Annotated in this window: 6 protein-coding genes; 5 read left to right on the top strand and 1 reads right to left on the bottom strand. The window is 48.0% G+C overall.

The genetic code is table 11. The features are described 5' to 3' along the window. Positions 1-219: 219 nt before the first annotated feature. Positions 220-10035, bottom strand: coding sequence for a Tc toxin subunit A-related protein (locus I5M27_RS09985; RefSeq protein WP_200506067.1), 9816 nt, complete (start codon positions 10033-10035; stop codon positions 220-222). Positions 10036-10262: 227 nt separating this feature from the next. Between I5M27_RS09985 and I5M27_RS09980 the strand changes: the two genes are divergently transcribed. The 5 genes from I5M27_RS09980 (at position 10263) to I5M27_RS09960 (ending at position 21640) form a co-directional block, all read left to right on the top strand. Continuing rightward, on the top strand, positions 10263-11108 hold the full coding sequence (locus I5M27_RS09980) for a LexA family transcriptional regulator (protein WP_200506066.1): 846 nt from the start codon (positions 10263-10265) through the stop codon (positions 11106-11108). 232 nt (positions 11109-11340) lie between these two features. Further along, positions 11341-13077, top strand: coding sequence for a hypothetical protein (locus I5M27_RS09975; RefSeq protein WP_200506065.1), 1737 nt, complete (start codon positions 11341-11343; stop codon positions 13075-13077). A gap of 582 nt (positions 13078-13659) precedes the next feature. Then, on the top strand, positions 13660-15168 hold the full coding sequence (locus tag I5M27_RS09970; RefSeq protein WP_200506064.1) for a T9SS type B sorting domain-containing protein: 1509 nt from the start codon (positions 13660-13662) through the stop codon (positions 15166-15168). Positions 15169-15243: 75 nt separating this feature from the next. Continuing rightward, complete coding sequence (locus I5M27_RS09965) at positions 15244-17220, top strand: T9SS type A sorting domain-containing protein (RefSeq protein ID WP_200506063.1); 1977 nt, start codon at positions 15244-15246, stop codon at positions 17218-17220. A 211-nt stretch (positions 17221-17431) separates the two neighbouring features. Continuing rightward, positions 17432-21640, top strand: coding sequence for a T9SS type A sorting domain-containing protein (locus I5M27_RS09960; protein WP_200506062.1), 4209 nt, complete (start codon positions 17432-17434; stop codon positions 21638-21640). The last annotated feature ends 54 nt before the right edge of the window (positions 21641-21694 follow it).

The raw sequence follows: 21694 nt of genomic DNA, 5'->3' as shown, positions 1-21694 counted from the left end.
TTGGAGGGAGTTAGAGGAGGAATACTTATTCCTGAATATTTGATCGGGTATTGTAAAATCCTCCCCCTACCCCCTCCGAAGGGGGACTAAGAATCCTGTATTGAGTTTTTTTGTTAAAAAAGATACCGTTTTCCGGCCGGGACAGGCAAAGCGCTGCCTGCCCCGCTAAAGGGTGAGAAAAATTACCGGGAAAAACGGCAGGGTTTTAGAAGTAAAAGGTTAGGTGAGCTTCAGGAATTCCGGGCCTTCGCCCTCGAACTCCACGATAAACACCAGGTCGTTTACTTTGCCGTTGGCGAAGTGCTGCGCCAGCGGCGAATTCTGGGTAATGCTCAGGGTCCAGGTATCAACCGGGTTACTGTTCCCCGTGAACAGACTCGTCCATTGCGCGCTGTTGCCGCTGTAGATCTTATAAGCGCTGCTGCTGCCGGAGCTGCCGGTTCTGGTACTGATCAGGCCAAAGGTGTTGGTGCTTGCCGTAACGGCTGCACCCTGGCTACGCTTCAGCGTTACATCATGCCCGATCTTGTCGTTCTCATGTTCTACATCCAGGTCTACCAGCAAAGAAAGGCTCTTAATTCGGAGATCCTTCAGATTGGCCGGGAAATCTTCGCGGTGAATGTCGAACGATACGGAGTACGGGTTGGCCGTGGCTTGCGCGTGGTGCAGGTCGTACCACTGGTCGGCGAAGTTATTCCGGAAACTGAAGCTCCGTTCCAGACGCATCTTTTGGTTCGCGAAGCCGGCTTTTATGGTCTGGGCATGCGTGAAGCTTTCCATGGCCGTATAGTCGATCGAAATGAGCACGTCGGCAATGGTGCTGAAGTCCATCATGTTCGAGGCGCGCTCCATCCGGAATTCCCAGTTGGCTTCCACGCCCATTCCCTCGAACGGGAAGAGGAGTTCGCCCGGCTGCTGCTCCATTTCGAACAGGCCGGTGGCATTCATCGGAGAAGTTAACGCAACCAGTTCCGGCTGCCTTGGCAGAATGGCCGTTTGCGGCTGCTGCCCGTTTATTACCACCCGCGAAATGCCGGTAGTCTGGAGCGTGGCTTTAATGCCATCGGTAGGCGGCACCAGCGCAATTACCGAGGTGCGCACCTTGCGGATCACCCGCAGGTAATGGCCCGGAAAATCGCGGTCGAACCAGGTTTGCAGCGTGGTAAACGGCATGCGGCCGGTTTGTTTGAATACGGCGAATTCGGCCGGGAAAAGCTGCGCCAGCGAGAGCGTTTTGGTAAGCTGCAGCTTGCGCTTGTTCGTATCGAAGGCATACTGGTCTAGCTTGGTAACGTCCTGAAGCAAACGCACGGAACCGGTTAAGCCTTTGCGGTCGGCCGGTTTGGCAGCATCCGGATCATAACTTAAGTTCTCGGCCGGCGCGGTCCAGTAATCCGAAAGGATCATGCCCTGCGGCGATTCCTGCCGCTCGAAGGCCAGTTGCAACTCGGCCAGCTTGGCCATGGCGGTAGCCTGCTGCAGGAAGTAGTTGTAAACCCCTTCCAGTACCCGGCTCATCCAATCGTACAGGTCTGCATTCGTAAACTTGGTAAGCAGGAAGTTCATGGTATCTTCGCTGTGCGTTAACTGTAGCTCCGAGATCACTTTTTCCTGCCCCGTAATCTTCACCCGGTCCTGGCTCAGCTTGATCTGCTGATCGCCGATTTTCAGGTCATGGGTTGCGAGATTCTTCTGCAGAGTCCACTCATCTACTCGGCGGGCATGAGCTGATTGAATGGAAGCAACCTGAGCAGATGTGTTGGCCATAATGCCAACGATATCGGTGTAGCTCTTTGCTATAGCCATTGGAATCTTATAAGCTTCAGTAAAATTGTTTACACTAATAATATTCCCTAAGGCTGCAGAAACAGAATTGGCAAAAGCAGCAATGTAATAATTCTCGATCATTGCATTCTCCCATCCGTTTAACCCCGCATCAATCCAACCTTGATAGGTTGTTTCCATTATTTGACTGCGCTCTTTTTGAAGCCTTGCTAAGTCAACTCCGTTTTTCGCTTCTGTGATCCGCAGGTCCTGCAGTTTCACTGTAGCTTTGCCGGTTTGAATATCCTGGCGGGCTTTGAGTTTACTGTAGTATTCGGCATCGCGTTTTTCCAGTGCGGAGAGTAATGCAGCTTCTACCTGCTGGGCAATGTTTACTAACTGTTTCGTACGTTCTACCAGTACCGCATAACGGTATTGAGTAGCAGGCACAACCAGTTTACCCGGGAAGGTTAGGCGGCCATTGGCCCCGATCATCGGCATACCGCTGGTGGCGTCGGTTGGCGCGGCATACGGGTCGAGCTCCCGCTTCATACCGGCAATGTTCATGCAATTCCGGATCTTGAACAAACTCAACTGGATGTACAGGTACATGGAGTACGGTACCGGGTTATTCGGTACGCAGAAGCTGGCTCCCAGGAACGGCACATAAGGCCGGTTCAGGATACCGCTGGTATGCAATTGCATCACTGGCTTTACGAAATTATACTGCGTTCCGGATTGCTTTGCTCTGGCAGTGGATGGCGGCTTTACAGTTACCTCCAGATCATCACTTGCAAGCCAGCTAAAGTCAGCATAAGGCAACTGATCGGCAATAATATGAAGCGTATCGTTGTAATTAGCAGCGGTCCGGTAAGCCAGCTGACCGAGAACCCCATCTACGTCCTGGTTAGTTACACCCAGGCGGGCAAGAGGAGGAGTTGCCGTAGTGGCTGCTATTGCCCCTGCATTTGTATACATATTCGGCAATACGGCCATTCGGGCTTCAATTGCAGCTTCTGCCTCTTCAATTTTATTTTCCCAGGTACCAGAAAGTTCGAAGATTCTAATAATAGGCCTATAAGTAATGGCAGTACCATTTGGTCCGGTTGCTGAGAAACCATCCTCTAAGAGCATTCTTATCTCGTTTTTCAAGCCAATGGCCCGGAGCATTTCCTTCAAACGTTCCCACTCTGGTTTCCAACGCACATCGGTTACCAATGCATCAACCTGGCTTAACAGCGCTTCGCAGGATTCGTACTCAAACGTTTCCATCTCGTAAGTCAACAGGCTTTTTGCCAGTTCGTAGAGTTCCTTCGCCCGAGGTACTGATTCTACGGTATCGCGGGTGAATTCCTGATCGGCATACTCGGTTAAACAGCGCACGATGCTTATGAGCGTAAACCGGGTGTAGGAGTTAGCCCGTAAAGCAGCAATTGCATGCGGGTTATCCGGATTATCGAGCCAGTTCAGGGCTTTGTTGTACAGATCGCTGCCGGAAGTAGGACTTGCTTCCTGCTCCAAGCCGTGGTAGATCTTACGCGGGTCAGATGTAGCACTAATTGCCGGTATTGGCAGCAAGTAATCGAACACCAGGCGGAAGTACTTCAGCGCTTCTTCGTAATGCTTGTTTTTTTGCAGTTCGAAAGCAAAGTGCATCGGGAGAAAATAATAAGCCTCTTGAGGATAGGCTAAAAACTCTTTTTCTGCTATTGCATTGTTAGTAAAGATAGCGGCTATTTCAGACTTTCTTGTCTGCTGGCTAGTTTTGTCTAGCCTTGAAAGAACCTGAAACTTCTTAGAAAGGTCTGGTAATAAACGAGTCGGAACAGTTGTGCTTATAAATATTGTATTCCCAGGTCCTGCAGACTGATACACAATATATTTTGGAAGAACACTTCCGGTTTTCATAAATTGAAAGCATGGGCCTATAATATTTGTACTAAAAACATTGCCCGGAACTATCCTTGCCACATTAGATATAACGATATGAGGATAATTTGAGTAATTTGGGGAATCATAATCAAACTTGATTTCCTTAGTTACTATCTCATTTGTGCTTACTTTAGAGAAAGTGAGTTTAAATCTATAAAGTTCTGACAATCTTAAGTCGCATGTTATACCTAATATGCGTAAATCCTTAATAGGCATTTGTAAACTTTCAATAATCGAAAATACATAATCCCTACTATAATTATTTGAGGCTGAATTACTAGAATTAGCAGCAGCATCCAAATAAGCTTTAAGTTCCGCTCTTCTAGGCTCTTGCAAACTGATCCTACTTAATACATCATTATATTGCCCATAAATTGGCCTATTATCTGCATACTTTCTTAGACAGTAACCAATTCTCGTTGCTGTTTCCTCGTTACTGCTTACTCTATAAGAGAAGATATAGCAAGATGAATTCCTATGAACAGAAACAACGGCATGTAATTTTAACGAGGACAAAGATCTTATTGGTGTTTCAATAATATTATCAATCGCAAGCTTTACTCCCTCCCGCTCCAATGGTATGCTAAATAAATGATGGTTCCAAAGATCATTACCCAAATCATCTTTAAATGGACGCCACTTATGAACAAAACGTTTTCTTCGCCAAAATGAAAGAGTCTTATTTTTCAAACCATATAAAACCGGAACATCAGATTCACTTGAACGTTCTCCAATAACCAGCTGATCAAATAGAATTTTGTCCTCATCCGGCAATTCAAATTCTATAATTTCATCTCCCCAAACCTGTGTTTGCAGGTTCAACCGGGCAGCAGCTAAGATTAACTTGCCTTTAGCTTTACCCTTTGCCTCCTTCTTATCATCTTTCTCTTTTGTTTCCTCCTGTTTACTTATTACAGCAAAAACATACAGAAACCTATCTCCGCTTTCCAGTTTATACGGCGTTGCACCAACAAGCCACTCAACCTTCCCTAAACCCGGTACTGATTTCCAATCTTTAATTTTATAGGTTTGACTATTCTCTTCAATATAAGCATTATAATAAGCCTTCTTTTTACTGGAAACAGCAAACTGGAAATTCACCTCGTGAACCAGGGTTTGCAATACTGCACATCCGTCTTTTTTCTTTTCGGTATAGGTTCGGCAGGCAGCTTGCAATTGTAGAGAGGAAATTTCCTGCATATAATCCTCATACTCGTGCATCAGATAGCAGGCATCTTCCGGCGTAAGCTTCAGGTTTTGCCGGGTATGCTGCACGATCTCCCGGAACTTCTCGGTTTGCACCGGTTTATAAGACGGCTGCAACAGGTTTTCCGGGTACAGGTACACGAACATTAAGGAGCGCCAGCCTTCGTAAGAGCCCAGCCAATTCCAGTCCTGCTCCAGGTTGGCAAGATCAATGGTTAAAGTGGTACCGGAGAAGGTATTCTGTCCGTTGCGGATCAGGAAATACATTTGCTGGAGCACCCCAATGGCCTGGGCCAGGCGCGTGGTTTTCTGGCAGCAGCTTACGTTAAAATCGAGCAGGAGCTTATCGCTTAGCCAGTTCGCTTTTTCTTCCAGTGTTGCCCGGGCATTCCCGGTATTTATCTTAAACCCGATCAGGGCATCGCGCAGCGTGATCAGGTGCCGGTCTTCGGCATCTTCTACGGCTTGTACCAACTGAGCAACCAGGTTGCTTCGCTGCTCGATCCGGTCGCGCAACAGATTTTGCCATTCCTGCCGGCTCCGCCGCGAGCTGCGCCACGGCAGCAGAATTGCTTCCTCATAAGCGTTCAGCTTATCGGTTTCTTCAAAAGGAATCTTAAAATACGTACTGCTTAAAACAATGCCCGCCGCTGCTTCTTCGGCCTGCCAGATGCTGTAGAACTGCTGTTTTTTACACTGGACAAAAATATGACTGATCTCTGCTCTTATGGCATCATTTGCGGTAGCATTATACTTTACTTCATTATCGAGAATGAATACTAGCGCGGCTGAATTGAGACCTAACTGGTTTAACCTTGCAGTAACATCAACATTTGCTATTTTAAGTGCATGCAGCTCTTTCAGCTCATCAAGTCCATCGTTATTCCGGCTATTAGCCACCGATAGCCCAAATAAATTTCGGTTAACCTGATAAGCAAGCAAATCAACGCCTGCTGGTAAAACTTGTGGAGGATCAGTTTGAACATCATAAAACCATGAATCAACTTCTTCTTTCCTATTGACATATATTTCGTAAGCAACATTATCATTAGCTGTAGCCCCGTCCAATTCCGGGTGCAGAAAATCTGCATCACCTAACTGATCCGGGTCGATAATCGGTGCTTCTACGGCTAGCAACAAGGCGTCTTTCCAGGCATTGCGCTTCACAGCAGAGGCACGCCATTTTACCAGGCGCTGTTTTAATACCTGCCAATATTTTAGATCATCTTCGGCTTCCTTATCTATCCAACTTAAATAGGCTGTTTTCCGTTTCCAACCGGCGGTTAATAAGGCTGCATGCAGTTCCCAGTCTTTATCGGTAGCGACTTTCTGCCGAATACCCATAATAATATTAAACTCTTCCGGTTTAAGTGCTAGCTTATCCGTTATATAATCCTTAGCGTGCTGATGTTTTGGGCTGGACGTCAAACTGAGCGCTTCGTAAACTTCCGTCATCGATGAGAAAGCAGGCGTGTATACGGGTATTATGCCGTAGGCAGCCTTAAACATATTATCGGATTGCGTCTCGGCAGTCCCACTTCCTTTTGCATTCAGAATCGCCTTTCTTTCTGTTTCTATTGCGTCTTTTCTAGCTTGCCAGGTTTCAATAGCATACTCACCAAACACCGGGTCGGGCAGGTCTTTTACCGTTACTAAGTCCGGATCGATAAATGGCACACCTTCTTTTCTATTATCCCAGATTCCCTCTGCAGGTTCATGAATCGGAGTCTGGAAAACAATAGGACTAAACAGAGAAAAACTAGCGGCATTAACCAACGGATCATTCGCTATCTGATCTTGCAGGATTAATTCTTCTGCCAACCAGAATTCATTGATTTCATATTTAAGTGTTTGCGTTAAAATATGTGCGGCTTCGCCCAAATCTTCCGCAGTAAGCATTTCACCCTCTTCCTCCTTAACTGTTAATTTATCTAATAATTCATTTAAGCGAATAAAACTATCCACAGTAAATCCAAAGAAAGTCTGAATGGCTTCAAGGGTAGTACTGTCTGTATTATTTGCACTAAAAGTTGTGTATAAAGTTTTAATGGCATCTAAATGCGTTGTTGCTGGATCCATGCCTAATCCTTCTTCCACATTCCAGCGGTTGCTGAACGAATAGTCGTTATTATCTACATCGGAATAATCAGTTACTGTCACTGCCTTATCAAACAGTTCTTCCAATGACTCTGCTGATATTAAACTTGTAAAAAAATTATCAAGCCAATTTCTCCGGTTCATCCAGACTTCATACACTTTTCCTCCGGGAGCAGTATTAATATTATAGTGGCGAATGTCGTCCGGACTGATAAGATCCGGATCTATAATAACCGTACCGTTAAATGCAGCATTTATAGGTTGGCCTGTGAAGCTTTGCTCCTGCTTTTTCAGGCGGTGCGCGGCAACTTCAGGAATAGCCGAAACCTGAAGATGGATACTACCATTCGCTACGGAGGCATTGTTAAAGTAAAGCTCTCCATAGAGCCCGCTTCCGTTTACCGGAGTAATCTTAGCGTATCTTCTGGTATCCGCAGGTTGGCCAGAAGTTGTCAGACTCATTGGAGTCAGTTTACCCTTGCCAACATGTTCCGGATAGGTATCTGATTTGTAAACATTTACTTCACCTGGATTGTGGACCTCTATCAAGATATACAGGTATCCATTTTCATCCGTATTTTTCAGCCACTCTACCCCTTCAAAATTCCATTTAGATAAAGCTTCTACATTACCGATTAAGGGGTTGTTGATTAAGACGCCCGAATTAAAAGGATTACGGGTAGTATCCTGCAAACCAAAAAGGATCTCAAGGTTTTTCTCGTTCAGTTTCTTGCGGCCGCTTCCGTTAATAGTTAAGTGAAGCTTATCCTTCATAAAAGCAACATCTAAGCCGGTACGCTGGGCGAGCTTATTCTGCGCCTCTACTTTTTCGGAGCCGTTGCTGCTAAATACCTCCGCTAGCTCTGCAGCAGAAGTGCCCAGGCTCAGTAATAAGCTGTCGTATACCCCTGAAAGGTATGGAAGCTTCTGTGTATCCGTCAGGTCCGGATTGGCAGGGCTGATACCTACAATATACCTACGGATCGTTTCGATTGCTACCCGGATCTGGCAAACATGTTTTTCGGTAGCTTCCTGGCAATAGCTGGCCAGTTCGGCAAACTGCTGTTTAAAGTAAGTAGTTAGATCGGCTACAAATACTTCTCTGGAGTTATTTCTAGCAGGATTAGCAGGTTGTTTTACATGCTTTTTCGTATAATCAAGCAAAGCATTCAGGTACGCCGAAGGGCTTACAGCTGTCTGGCAACCATCGCAATTGCATTTCTGAGCGGCATTCTCCGGAGTTAAGGCCATTCTGGCGTTAGCTGCCGGGCTGCTGCCACCCACTACTTTGTAACTGCTTGCTTCAGCGCTCCGGGAAAGGATTTCCAGCGCCTGACTGAACGCTTCGGCATTAACTGCCTGCTGGTGCAAAATAGCTGCTTCAATGAAAGCATTGGAATCTGCATTATTTTCTCCGACAGATCGCGCCGCAAATTCATCCCGGGTATTTGCTGTAATTTTCCCGATACTATCGTAGCCATTGGCAATAGCTTTCCCGTTAACAGCCAGGTCGGGGGAGAAAGCTTCCAAGCGGGCATGCGCATCCAAATCAAGTCTTACCTTTTCCGGAATTGTATCGAGCTCTTCTTTGCCAATCAGGTTAGCGATGCCACCAGCCAGGCGTATGTCCTGCAGCGTTATGCCATCTAAAAGTGTTTGGGTATCCTCAGCAATATCGATCAGGCCATTTTCAGCCAATGTATTTACAGGCGTAACCGGCACTTCAGGTTCAGCAATAGCCGTTTCAATTTCCAGATAAGTTTGTTCGGGGGCAATTTCTTCGCTACCTGATTCAATGATTTCTTGAGGCGCTGCAAGCGCAGAGATTTCGTACGTTACGGTAATCGGAAGATATTCAATCTCGCCATTCTCTAAGACATGGAAAGGGGGCAGGAATGAAAATGTAAAGTAACCATTGGCCTGCGTAATGGCCTGATCCAGCAACTCAGAAGTTTCGGCATTTTTAACTTTTACTAAATAATTGGCCAGCTTATCGGTATTGCCACTGTTTAATTTACCGGTAACTGCTTTTCTAGCCGGCACAAATACGTCTGCTGGCTTTGAATTATTTTCAACAAATGCTTTTGCTGCTTCAATAAGCCAGGCAGCCATTCCCAGAAAAAACGGGTGGTTAGCTGCGAATCCATCAATTGCTTTATGAATAGATTCAGGAGATAAATACTCACTCAAATGGCTGATTTTTTCTACTCCATACTCCTTTAGCAGTGCTTCTACCAAAGCTTTAACGCCTTCCTGCATTGCGGCCGGATATAGCTTTAGCAAGGCAGCCATAAACTCCGCTTCGGCATAGTTTTCTTCCTGTACGTGTTGCAGGCGTTTAATAAACAGATTAGAGAATGATTTGATTGCCTCTGAGTGAGCAAAATGCGCGCTCACATCTCTGGCAAACTTCCGGGCCTCACTTCTGGATAAGCTGTAAAGCGAAAAGTAAGGGTCTGCTTCATAAATAGGATCAAGTATATGATTTACCTGCTCCCTCTCACCGTAAGGAAAGTATTCCCGAAACTGCTGTACCGCTTCTTCTGGAGAAGTTTCTTTAAGTTTTTCAATTCTAAGCTTTAAACTTCTCACAAAGCCTTCCCAGAAAATATAGGGGAAAGTTAAACCAGCTATATCTTTTACAATATCTTTCAGTTCTACTCCGTTTTTAAGCCTTGCAAAAGCATAGTCTTTGTCCTTGTAATAAGCAAGCAGCTCCTTTACATAAAGCTGGTCGATAGCTTCAAACTGATTGAGATATTCTTCAAAAGCCCGAGTACCTTCTTCCGAAATATTGCTGGCTTTGTAGCGAAGAAAATCAGCGAAAGCATACAGAAAAGGGTGATCTTCATCTCCTCCTTGCCAGGTTGCATTGATCTGATAAATATCGGAAAGCAGCTGCTCTTCACTTTTGAAAGAGAATGCTTGATAGTCATCCTCTTGTAATATATTTCCGTAATCCTCAATTAAACGTCCTATAAGATTACGATTCATATCATCGTAGTAGAACTCCAGGAGATTATTCCAATTTGTCATTTTTTTATTTTTAAAGGTGGGATATTTAGTAATTTTATTCTTTGATTGTCCAACCAACGAAAATTGCCAATATAATTAGCAAAAAAATTTCACAAACACGTTGAACATTCTAATCAACAGATATTATTTGGCCTTTTATTATCTATTGATACAAATATACGATCAACTGATTACTAAAGTCAATAGTAAATGCTAAATTTTTTAACATTATTTTCTAATCATTTGATATGCAGCCAGAAAAATTAGTAAATGACAGGATTGGAGAGCTCATAGAGGCTAGCGGAAAAAATGTAGGCGCCTTTAGTAGTCAGATTGGGGTAGCGCCAACGGTATTGTATAATATAATTAGCGGGAGAAGAAGCAAACCCAGCTTTGAACTGCTAGAAAAAATTATAGACGCGGTTCCCAACCTGAATCTAAGCTGGCTTATACAAGGCAAGGGAGAAATGTACCAAACCAACGTATCAATTGATAGGGAATTAGTTTCCTTGCCCAGAATTAATGAGCGGGTTAGTACAGAAAGAATACTCGTAGCGACGCAGGATGTACACGGGAATTCGACTATTCCCATGATAAACCGCCGGGCGGCGGCTAATTACCTGAGCGGTTTTCAGACGCAGGAATACTTTGAGGAGCTCGATCCGGTTATTTTACCCAATTACATGCTGAAGCCCGGCCAGCACTTTCTGCTACAGGTGACCGGCGACAGCATGGAAACGACATTTCATGATGGGGATTGGGTGTTATGTCGCTACATTGACCGGGCAGACTGGATAAACCTACAAGATTTTGATTGCTATGTGCTTGTTTCTCAAGACAGAGGCATGCAGTTAAAACGGGTAAAAAACCGCTTGAAACAATATGGCTTCATCCGTTGCCGTTCCGACAACCGGGCGCATACTCCTTTTAATCTGAATTACGATGAAATTATCGAGATCTGGCACGTTGAGTGGAAATTATCTGCTTATTTCCCGAACTTGAATGAAGATCTTTATAAAAAAATGTCTTTTCTTGAAGAAGAGCTTCAGGATCTGAAAGACACATTTAATAGTTTTAAAAATACGCGCAGATAAAAACATGATTAACTCTGACCATTATTAAATAATAATGGTCAGATATTATTTTTTCCTTCTAAGTATCTGGCCTTCTGTCATTCTTCCAGATCCGTTTGTTAAGAATGCACCTTTCCTGCCTTAATCAAGTCATTCACCTGTCAAAAACAGCCTTTCACCCAATGTAAGTTTGGGCCGCTATAGGCAATCTGCGGTTAATCCTTAACTTTGAGAAGATCAGATTCTTGCGTAAATGGCGGCCCGCTACTTTTTTCTATTTTTTTTACTGCTTTCGGGGTTTGCCGGCCAGGCGCAATACCAGCATCTGCTTCATAAAACCTATGCCCAACGCTACCTGGCTTTAGAAAAAACCTTTTACAACAGCAAATATCTGGGCCGCGATTCGGTTTACCTTTTCGGAGAACTGGAGAAAGTGCAGGAGGCAGCCCTACAGGCCGATGACGAGGAATTGCAGCTGGAAACCCAAATGCTGCGTTGCGAATATTACCTGTTCGGAAAACAGATCAACCACCGGTTATTTGAAGTGCAGATGCTGGCGTTACGGGCGCTGGCGGACCAGAAAGGCATTGGCCACCTGCAGGTAAGAACGCGACAGAAGCTGGGTTACTTTTATTTTTCGGCGAAACATAAATACGGGCCCGGCTTTGAAAATTACCTGCAATCGTACCAGTTCATGAAAAAGGTACCGGAAAAAGAACTGCCCGACAAACAGGAAATGATCGCCAACATTGGTTCGGCTTATTATAAGTTCGGCGATAATATGAATGCCCGAAAATTCCTGACCGAAGCCTTTCAGGCCGCGCCTTCTTATAAAAAACGCCTGCCCATACACCTTACCAATACCCTGGGGCTGATCTACCGCGAAGAGCATAAATTCGACTCGGCCGCTTTTTACCTCTGGAAAACCTACCGGATGGCCGAAAAACTGCATGACAGCACTTGGATGGGCATTGCCGCCGGCAACATTGGCATTAATTTTTACCTGCAGAAAAAGTACGACGAGGCTATTCCGTTGCTCAAAATTGACGTGCGCGAAAGTATAAAAGCCCATGAATTCGACAACGCGGCCACCTCGCTGATCATTCTGAGCAAAATAAGCCTGCAAAAAAACAACCTTCCGGAAGCGCAGGCCCAGATCAGGCAGGTAAAAGCAATGCTGCCCAAAACCAGCGACCTTTACAAGCATTTAAGAGAAATATATCCGCTGCTGGCCAGGCTTTCGGCTACCAAAGGCGATTCGGCGCGGGCTTACCTTTATGCCGATTCGGCGCACTTTGTAAAAGACAGCTTGTATGCCCGCCGGCGAACCATGATGACCACCATGGCCGAGCGGAAAATTGAGCTGGAAAAACACCGCGCCGAAATGCAGCGGCTGGAAGCGCAGGATGCTCTACAGGCAACGCTGCGCAACAGCCTGATCATGGGCATTGTTTTACTGCTGATTATTGCGGCGCTGGTAATTAACCGGCAGCGCATTTTGCACCGGCAGAAAGAACAGCAACTGCAAAATGAAAAAGAGGTGATAGAATCGGAACTGGAAACGGCCACCCGGCAACTGCGCGATTTTACGAACCACATCCGGGAAAAGAACAAACTGATAGAACAGTTTTCAACGGAAATTGAAAAGCATAAAGACCAGGCCGATGCTCCGGAACTGGAAGCCAGCAAGGAAGCCCGCGACAAATTAATGCAGGCCACCATTCTTACCGATGACCAGTGGGAAGAGTTCCGCCACGTTTTCGACAAGGTACACGGCGGTTATTTATTGCGTTTGCGCGAAAAACTGCCGGTTCTAAGCCCCGCCGACACCCGTTACATTGTACTTAGCAAACTGAACCTTACTTCCAAAGAAATGGCTTCGATGCTGGGAGTCCGGCCGGATGCGATCAGGCTGTACCGCCACCGGCTACGCAAAAAGCTCAGCATTACCGACGATAAGGAGCTGGAACAACTCATCAAATCCATCTGATCTTTTTCCCGGATCCTTTGCCTGCACCTCATACTTTTTCCCCTGAAAAGCATAGCGTTTTCCGGGCTGGAAACCTTGCGTTTTCTGAAACCGATCCCGGGTCTGAAAGGATTCCTTTCCCTGGCTGCTCCAAAACTTTTTCCTCCTGAAATCTCACACGTTTATGCCGGAAACTTTCCGTGACCCGGCATTGGCACTTACAGAACACTGCTAGGATGCTTCCAGAATCCTGCGAAAATTCCGGTATTTTTTTACGGATGCACTTTTAACACCTGAAACCCTACCGTTTTTCCTGAAAAGTGCACCGCCCTCCTTATCTCTATTCAAGAACCTACTAATCAACGCATTATACTTTAAGTTTCAAATTGAAACGTTTTTGAAACGCTGTTTTTTTGCGCTTCCATTTAATATGTTATAGCTTTAAACACTTTATGAAGCCCGGGTCATTTTCAGCCTGCTGCACAAAGTTGCCTGCAAACGAGTTACTCCCGGTTGTATTAGAATTACCTGCCGGCGCTTTGTAAAATAAATAGAAGGGCAAGTTTGAAATACTTTATAACAGCTGTAAAAACAACCTATATAATGAGAAGCTTTTCAGTTACGATCTTCAGCCTTTTAGTAACCGCATTGAGTTGGGTGCCTGCCCATTTTACGCAGGCCCAAACCGTTTACAACACCGTTCCGGTTTCGGGTTTTACCGACGATGTAGTGGCTAATTTACCTGGCCCTGCTAAGTCATCGGCCACTAACGACATGGACGGCGGAAATGCCCCAACCCGCTTTTGTTTTGTTACCCAAAATTACAGAAACCCCAGCGGCGATGCCCCGAGCACGTATCTGCCAGCCAACGGTTTTTTCACCAGCAAAGAACGCTCTACTCCCGGCCTTAGCTTTCAGTTAGCCGGTTATGATGCGAACAATACGCTGCGCATTCACGGTACTGGCACCGGTACCCTTACTTTTACCGTGCCGCAGGCTGCCCGGACCATTTTTTTACTGGGTGGTTCCGGAAATTCCCAGCAAGGGCCTACTAATTTTATAGCTACCATAAATTTTACCGATGGCACCAGCCAGGCATTTACCAATCTGTTTTTCATGGACTGGTTTGGCTTGCTGGATGTGGTTGCTTTACAGGGCGTTAGCCGGGTAAATTACGACACCAATGTAATTGAAAATAGTACCACAGATCCATCGCTTTATCAGAAACGCCTCGCTTTATTACCAGCCAATTATGGAAAACTGATCCGCTCTATAACCATAAACAAACCCGGTGCTTATGGCACTCTGAACGTACTGGCCGTGAGCGCCGGGGTTGGGTGCCCCGCGCCGCCAGCCGCCGGTAAAGCCGTTGCCAGCGTTACCAATATTTGCGCCCCGACCAGTGTAAATTTATCGCTGACCGGCGCTGCTACCGATACTGATCTTACTTATCAGTGGCAGGAATCTACCGATAACGGCACTACCTGGACCGATGTGAGCGGCGCAACCAAGACAACCTTTACAGCTACGCCAACTACTACCACCCAATACCGGGCAAAAGTAAACTGCGCCACCCTGACCGGAACGTCAGTACCGGTAACCGTTACCTTAACCCTTTTAACGCCCCAGATTTCTTATAAAAAAGCGGCTTACTGCCAGCTGGGTTTAACCGAAGCCCCGGTTGCTGGCCCAAAGGGAGGCACTTTTTCCGGAACCAATGGCCTGGTAATAAATGCTAAAACCGGCATTATAGACCTTACCGAATCTACCCGCGGCCAACACACGATCACCTATACAACGGCACCACCTTGTGTAGAAAAAATCACTACAAAACTGGAAATAGAAGGGAGCCCGGAAATCCTGCTCCCCAACATTATAACCGCCAACGGCGATGACAAAAATGAAGGCCTGCTGGTGAAAGTGCCAGACCTGACAGCCTACAACCTGCAGGTTTATAACCGCTGGGGCTCACTGGTCTGGGAAAACAACGACCCCACTCAGGGCTGGACCGGAGCAGAAAGTGCGGCCGGCATTTACTATTACCTGGTACGATTTGCTGACTGCACCGGTGAGCAGCGCACTTTTAAAAGCTGGGTAGAGCTGATAAAATAGCTCAGCCTATCAGACCTTTCAAGAATAAAAAAGCAACCCCTTTCAATTATTTTATAAACGATAACCGCATATTCCATGAAAAAAACGTTACTCCTGGCCTGCGCTTTTGCGCTTGGTGCTAAAGGCTTTGCGCAAACGTACGCCCCGGTTCCCCTTACCGGTTTCAACGCCGATATCGTGGCCAACGGGTCCGGCACGGTGGCTTCTTCCACTTCAATTGATCTGGATGGCGCCTCTTTTAATTTTGTTGCCCAGAATTTCATTAACCCATCCGGGCAGTCTCCTACCAGCGCATTGCCCAACAGCGGCACCATTACCAGTGCTGTTACTTCTACTCCGGGCCTTACCTACCAATTGGCGCCTTATACCGGCAACAATTCTCTGCGGATCAGCGCCCCCGGAACCGGCACCCTCACGTTTCCTTCCCCTCAATCTGCCGACCAGGTTTTCTTACTGCTTACTTCCGGCAGCGGCATCAGCACTGTAACTGCTACCGTTAATTTTACCGATGCCACTACCCAGGTTTTCCCCGGCTTATCTGTAAGCGATTGGTTTAGCGGCAGCGGCTATGCCATTCAGGGAATAAGCCGGGTGAGCCGCGCTACTGACCAGATCGAAAATTCTAGCATCAATCCGCGGTTGTACCAGACCTTACTTACCTTATCGACGGCGAACGCGGGAAAAAGCATTCAAAGCATTCATTTTAACAAAACTTCTACTACGGGTGTGCTGAACGTAATGGGCGTTTCTATCCGGACGGTTGCCTCTACCCTGGCCGCCGATGCGGGTATTATTGCCATTACTGCCCCGAATTCCGGCTGCGCGCTTACCAACCAGGAAACAATAACGGTAACGGTGAAAAACCACGGCACTACGGCGCAGAGCAACATTCCGGTTTCGTATAAAATAAACAACGGCACGCCGGTAAACGAAATTATGGCCGGCCCCCTGGCTCCGAACACTTCAGCAAGTTATTCCTTTATTACCAAAGCAAACCTGAGCACAACCGGAACTTACAGCTTAGAAGCGCGCACCAACCTGACCGGTGACCTTGCTCCTACCAATGATGCATTAACCCGCTCAATCGTGCTTTCAGCAGCCCCGGCGGCACCAACCATATCTGCCGGCGGAACAACAACCATATGCACGGGCGGCTCGGTTATGCTAACGGCGGCATCTGCCACTACCGGTGCTACTTATCAGTGGTTTAACAATGGTACTGCTATTGCAAACGCAACCGCGGCCACATACAACGCAACCGCAGCGGGCAGCTATACTGTTGTTGCCGATATTACCGGTTGCAGCAGCGCGGCCTCGGCGGCGACGGTGGTTACCATGAACACCACACCGCCGGCGCCGGGTGTAAACGCGGGTGGCCCAACCTCCATTTGCACCGGCGGCTCGGTAACCCTTACGGCGGTTTCGGCCATTGCAGGAGCTACTTTTACCTGGTTCCTGGATGGCAACCTGATTCCGGGTGCCACTTCCGCCAATTATACCGCAACTACCGGCGGCAGTTATGCCGCTTCTGCTACCGCCGGCGGCTGCAGCAGCCCAACTTCTTTGGGAACTACGGTTAGCGTAAAACAAAAACCAACCCAGCCGATCGTTACCCAGACCGGCAATCTGTTGAACTCGAGCAGCACAACCGGTAACCAGTGGTTTAAAAACGGCACCGCTATTCCTGGCGCAACAGCCCAGGTACTGAACGTTTCTTCTAATGGTGCTTATACGGTAAAAGTTACGGCCAACGGCTGCACTTCAGATGCTTCAAACGCGGTTACCATTACCAATACCGGCATTTCTGATGATAAAAACAACCTGGCCGTTACCGTATTCCCCAATCCGGCGGCAGGTTTATTCAACCTGATCTTACCGGAAGGGAAAAGCGCGGCTATAACCGTAACTGACCTGACCGGAAAGCTGATTCTCCAGAAAAACCTGCAAGCTGAAAATACCCAATTAAACCTGAACCAGGCGGCCAAAGGCATTTACCTGCTGCACGTTAAAACTGAAACCGGTACGGCCATCCGCAAACTGATCGTGGAATAAAAGTGCTTTAGACAAAAAACACCTGTTGCTCTCCCCAGAAAAAGTCCTGCCATTTTGGTGGCGGGGCTTTTTCTCACCCCAAAAACGCTATGGTTTCGGGGGCAAAAACTGCTTGCTCCGGGTTAAAACAACGCTAAGTGTTTTTCCTTTTTGCGGAAGCCTTCCGCTTTAAAACTATTCAGCTTTAAATTCAAAACTTTACCGATATCAAATGAAAAAACTCATATTTATGGCTTTGGCCCTGGCAGCAAGCCAGGGAATTAAGGCCCAGACCTACACCCCGGTTGCCGTAACGGGCTATAACGCCGACGTGGTGGCCGATGGCACCGGAACCGTAGCCGCCAGCACGACGCACGACGTGGATGGGGTGGATTTCACCTTTATGGTACTGGGCTATACCAATACCAATACGCCCGTAGAAACGGCAACCAAGGGCTTACCCGTAAACCGCCTTATAACCAGCGCCGTTTCGGCAACGCCCGGCTTAACGTACGAATTAGCTTCCTATACGGCCAATAACGCGCTGCGGATAAACGGCACCGGAACCGGCACACTTACTTTCCCTGCACCTGCTGCTGCCGAAAAGATTTATGTACTGGCTACTTCCGGCAGCGGCACCAGCAATACCATGATACAGGTGAACTTTTCCGATGGCACATCCCAGATTTTTAACCAGACCGTGACCGACTGGTACAACGGCACTGGCTTTGCCATAACCGCGCTGGGAAGAGCCAACCGCACCGATAACGACATTGATAATGATGCCAGCAACCCGCGTTTGTACCAGTTCGAATTGGCCTTGCAGGTTGGTAACACCACCAAACCGATCCAAAGCATCACCTTCAACAATACCGGCAGCGTGCTGAACGTGATGGGAATAACCATTAAACCAAGCGCTGCCCCGGCTACGACCGACGCCGGGATTCTGGCCGTAACCGCCCCGGTTTCGCCGGTTATGCAGAACAGCAGCCAGGCCGTGCAGGCAACCCTGGTGAATCAGGGAACCAGCAACCTGACTTCGGCAACCATTACCTGGAAAGTAGACGGTGTAGCGCAAACCAACTTCGCCTGGACCGGTAATTTACCTTTTAACCAAAGCACTACGGTTACGTTGGGCAACTACACTTTTACCCCCGGAAACCATACCGTTTTAGCCCGCGCCACGAACCCGAACAACGGCACCGACGGCTTTGCGGCCAACGATTCGGCCCAGGTTACGCTGAATTCCTGCAACGTTTTAACCGGAACCTTTACCATCGACAAAAACGCTCCTGCTTCAGCAACCAATTTCCAGTCGATAGGCAGCGCAGTTGCAGCCATGACCAGTTGCGGAATTTCAGGGCCGGTTATTTTTAACGTGGTTGCCAATTCCGGACCTTATACCGAGCAGGTGGAGATAACGCCGGTAATGGGTGCCAGCGCGGTAAATACCATTACTTTTAACGGCAACGCAGATACCATTCAGGCAAATCCGGCTACCGGAGCCCGCCACATCATTAAACTGAACGGCGCCGACCATGTAACGATCAACAACTTTACGCTTTTAACTACCGGCACCAGCACTTCTGCGTTTGGCTGGGGAATTCACCTTTTAAATGGTGCCGATCATAATACCATCAGCAACAATATTATTTCGATCGGTTCAACCAGCACTACTTCGGGCAATTCCGGCGGCATTATTTTCTCGAACGCAACTTCCTCTACCACTACCACCGGTAACAACGGTAACAGCAATATTATTTCCGGAAACACCATAAACGGCGGCTATAAAGGCATTGCACTTTACGGCCAGGCAACGAGCGCGGGCAACAACCAGGTTTTAAACAATACGATCCGGAACTTCTATGCTTCGGGCATTGAACTGGGCTCCGTGAACGGAACGTTGGTGGAAGGTAACGATATCAGCCGGCCAACCCGCAGCACCGTAGGTACTTTTGAAGGCATTAACCTGAACGGCAGTACCAAAAGCAGCCTGATCAGAAAAAACCGGATCCATACCAGCAACGGCGCAGCAACCGGCGGAACCGTGTACGGTTTTTATTCAAACAGCAACGATGCGCCGGTGGGTGCCGAAAATATTGTAACCAACAACCTGGTCTATAATATCGGTACCACCAGCACCATTTACGGGATTCACAACGTAGGCAGCAACGGCATTTTTTACTACCACAACACGTTTAATTTAGACAATACGGCCAATACCGGCACGGTACGCGGCTTTAACCAAACCACGGCGGCCAATAATATCCGCTTTAAAAACAATATTGTAAACATTGTAAGCGGGGCTTCCGGGGCAAAAAATGCAATCTACTTTGCTACCCTTACTTCGCCTACTATTGCGGCCGATATAGAATCGAACAACAACGTATTGCACGTAACGGGCGGAGCTACCGCCAGCAGCGGCATTGGTTATTATTCCAGCAACCGCGTTACTTTAGCCGACTGGCGCACGGCCAGCGGCGATGATACGAGCAGCGTTTCTGTTGACCCGGCTTTTACCAGCATTTCTACCGGTAATTTTCTGCCTACAACAACCGCGGTAAATAATATTGGCGTGCCGGTTTTACCTGCCGTTACCCACGATATTACCAACGCGCTCCGTAATCCGCTTACCCCCGATCCGGGGGCTTATGAAATAGGAGCGTTTACGCCAGCTTCCAACGACTCCGGCGTCAGGGCCATTACGGCTCCGAACTCGGGTTGCAATCTTAGCAACCAGGAAGTGATCACCATTACCGTCAATAATTTCGGAACGGCGGCCTTAAGCAACATTCCCGTTTCGTATGCTATCAATGGGGGCACGCCGGTAACGGCAGTTGTTTCTGGTCCGATTGCTCCTGGCGCCAGCGTAACGTATTCCTTCACTGCAACTGCCAACTTGAGCACGCCGGGTTCCTACAGCCTTGTAGCCAGTACCAACCTTACGGCCGATGCGGTTGCTGCCAACAATGCCTTTACCAAAGTAGTGGTTTCTTCTACTGCCGCAGCGGTGCCAACGATCACGGCCGGCGGGGCAACCACTTTCTGCGCGGGCGGTTCGGTTACGTTAACGGCTGCTTCCACGACCACCGGTGCTACCTATACCTGGTTTAAAGATGGCGTAGCCATTACCGGCGCTACTTCGGCTACGTATTCGGCCACAACCAGTGGTGCTTACACGGCAGTGGCAACAGCTAATAATTGCCCAAGCGCTGCTTCTGCGGCCACTACGGTAACGGTGAACGCCGCCCCGGCTATTCCTACCATTACCGCTGGCGGACCTGTTGCTTTCTGCGCGGGCGGTTCGGTTACGTTAACAGCAGCCAGCACCACTACCGGGGCTACTTTCCAGTGGTTCAATAACGGTACAGCCATAACCGGCGCGACTTCGGCTACCTATTCAGCAAATGCATCCGGAAGCTATACGGTAACGGCTACAGCCGGCGGCTGCTCGGCCACTTCTGTAGCAACTGTGGTAACCGCTAATCCAATTGCAACTGCGCCTGCTATCACCGCTGGTGGCGCAACCACCGTTTGTGCCGGTGGTTCGGTCGTTTTAACAGCCGCTTCTTCCACTACCGGTGCTACGTATTCCTGGTTTAAAGATGGGGTAGCCATTACTGGGGCCACGGGAGCTACGTATTCGGCTACTACTGCCGGTAATTATACTGCAGTGGCAACGGCGAACGGTTGCCCAAGTGCGGCTTCTGCGGCAACGGCAGTAACGGTAAATCCGGCCCCGGCGGTGCCAACCCTTACAGCCGGCGGCGCCACTACTTTCTGCGATGGCGGCTCGGTAACCTTAACGGCTGCTTCTGCTACCACCGGTGCTACTTTTACCTGGTTTAAAGATGGGGTGGCCATTACCGGCGCGACTTCGGCTACTTATTCGGCCAGCACCAGCGGGAACTACACCGCTACGGCCACTGCGGGCGGCTGCTCCTCGACTTCTACGGCAACGGCGGTAACGGTTACCGCCCTGCCCGCTACGCCTACTGTAACCCGCGCGGGCTTTACTTTAACTTCCAGCAGCGCTACCGGCAACCAGTGGTATAAAGACAGCAACCTGATCACGGGTGCTACTGCTGCCACTTACACTGCTACGGCCAATGGAAACTATACGGTAATTGTTACTGCCAACGGCTGCGCTTCAGCGGTTTCCAATCCTGTTTCCATTCTGAATACGGGCATCAACGAAGCGGAAACCCGCCTGGAGCTGAGCGTTTATCCAAACCCTTCGGCCGGCTTGTTCAACCTTGCCTTCCCGGAAAACCAGGTTTACGAACTCGTGGTAACCGACCTGGCCGGCAAAGTGATCCGCAAGCAGGTAGCAACAGGCGGCGCAAACCAACTGAACCTGCAAGGAACCGCCAAAGGTGTTTACCTGCTGCAACTGCTAAGCGAAGGCAAAACCGCAACCCGTAAACTCGTCATCCAATAAGCGAAAACGCTATCCTTTTAACTTCAAAAAGTCCCGTTGCAAAAAACGATGGGA

Origin of the sequence: Adhaeribacter terrigena (assembly GCF_016623615.1) — a bacterium.
GTDB classification, from domain to species: Bacteria; Bacteroidota; Bacteroidia; order Cytophagales; family Hymenobacteraceae; genus Adhaeribacter_A; species Adhaeribacter_A terrigena.
This window is presented reverse-complemented; position numbering and strand designations above follow the sequence as displayed.

Bases quoted from the DNA above. Each gene is read 5' to 3' on its own strand.
- I5M27_RS09985 (WP_200506067.1), bottom strand. From the start codon at position 10,035: ATGACAAATTGGAATAATCTCCTGGAGTTCTACTACGATGATATGAAT.
- I5M27_RS09980 (WP_200506066.1), top strand. From the start codon at position 10,263: ATGCAGCCAGAAAAATTAGTAAATGACAGGATTGGAGAGCTCATAGAG.
- I5M27_RS09975 (WP_200506065.1), top strand. From the start codon at position 11,341: ATGGCGGCCCGCTACTTTTTTCTATTTTTTTTACTGCTTTCGGGGTTT.
- I5M27_RS09970 (WP_200506064.1), top strand. From the start codon at position 13,660: ATGAGAAGCTTTTCAGTTACGATCTTCAGCCTTTTAGTAACCGCATTG.
- I5M27_RS09965 (WP_200506063.1), top strand. From the start codon at position 15,244: ATGAAAAAAACGTTACTCCTGGCCTGCGCTTTTGCGCTTGGTGCTAAA.
- I5M27_RS09960 (WP_200506062.1), top strand. From the start codon at position 17,432: ATGAAAAAACTCATATTTATGGCTTTGGCCCTGGCAGCAAGCCAGGGA.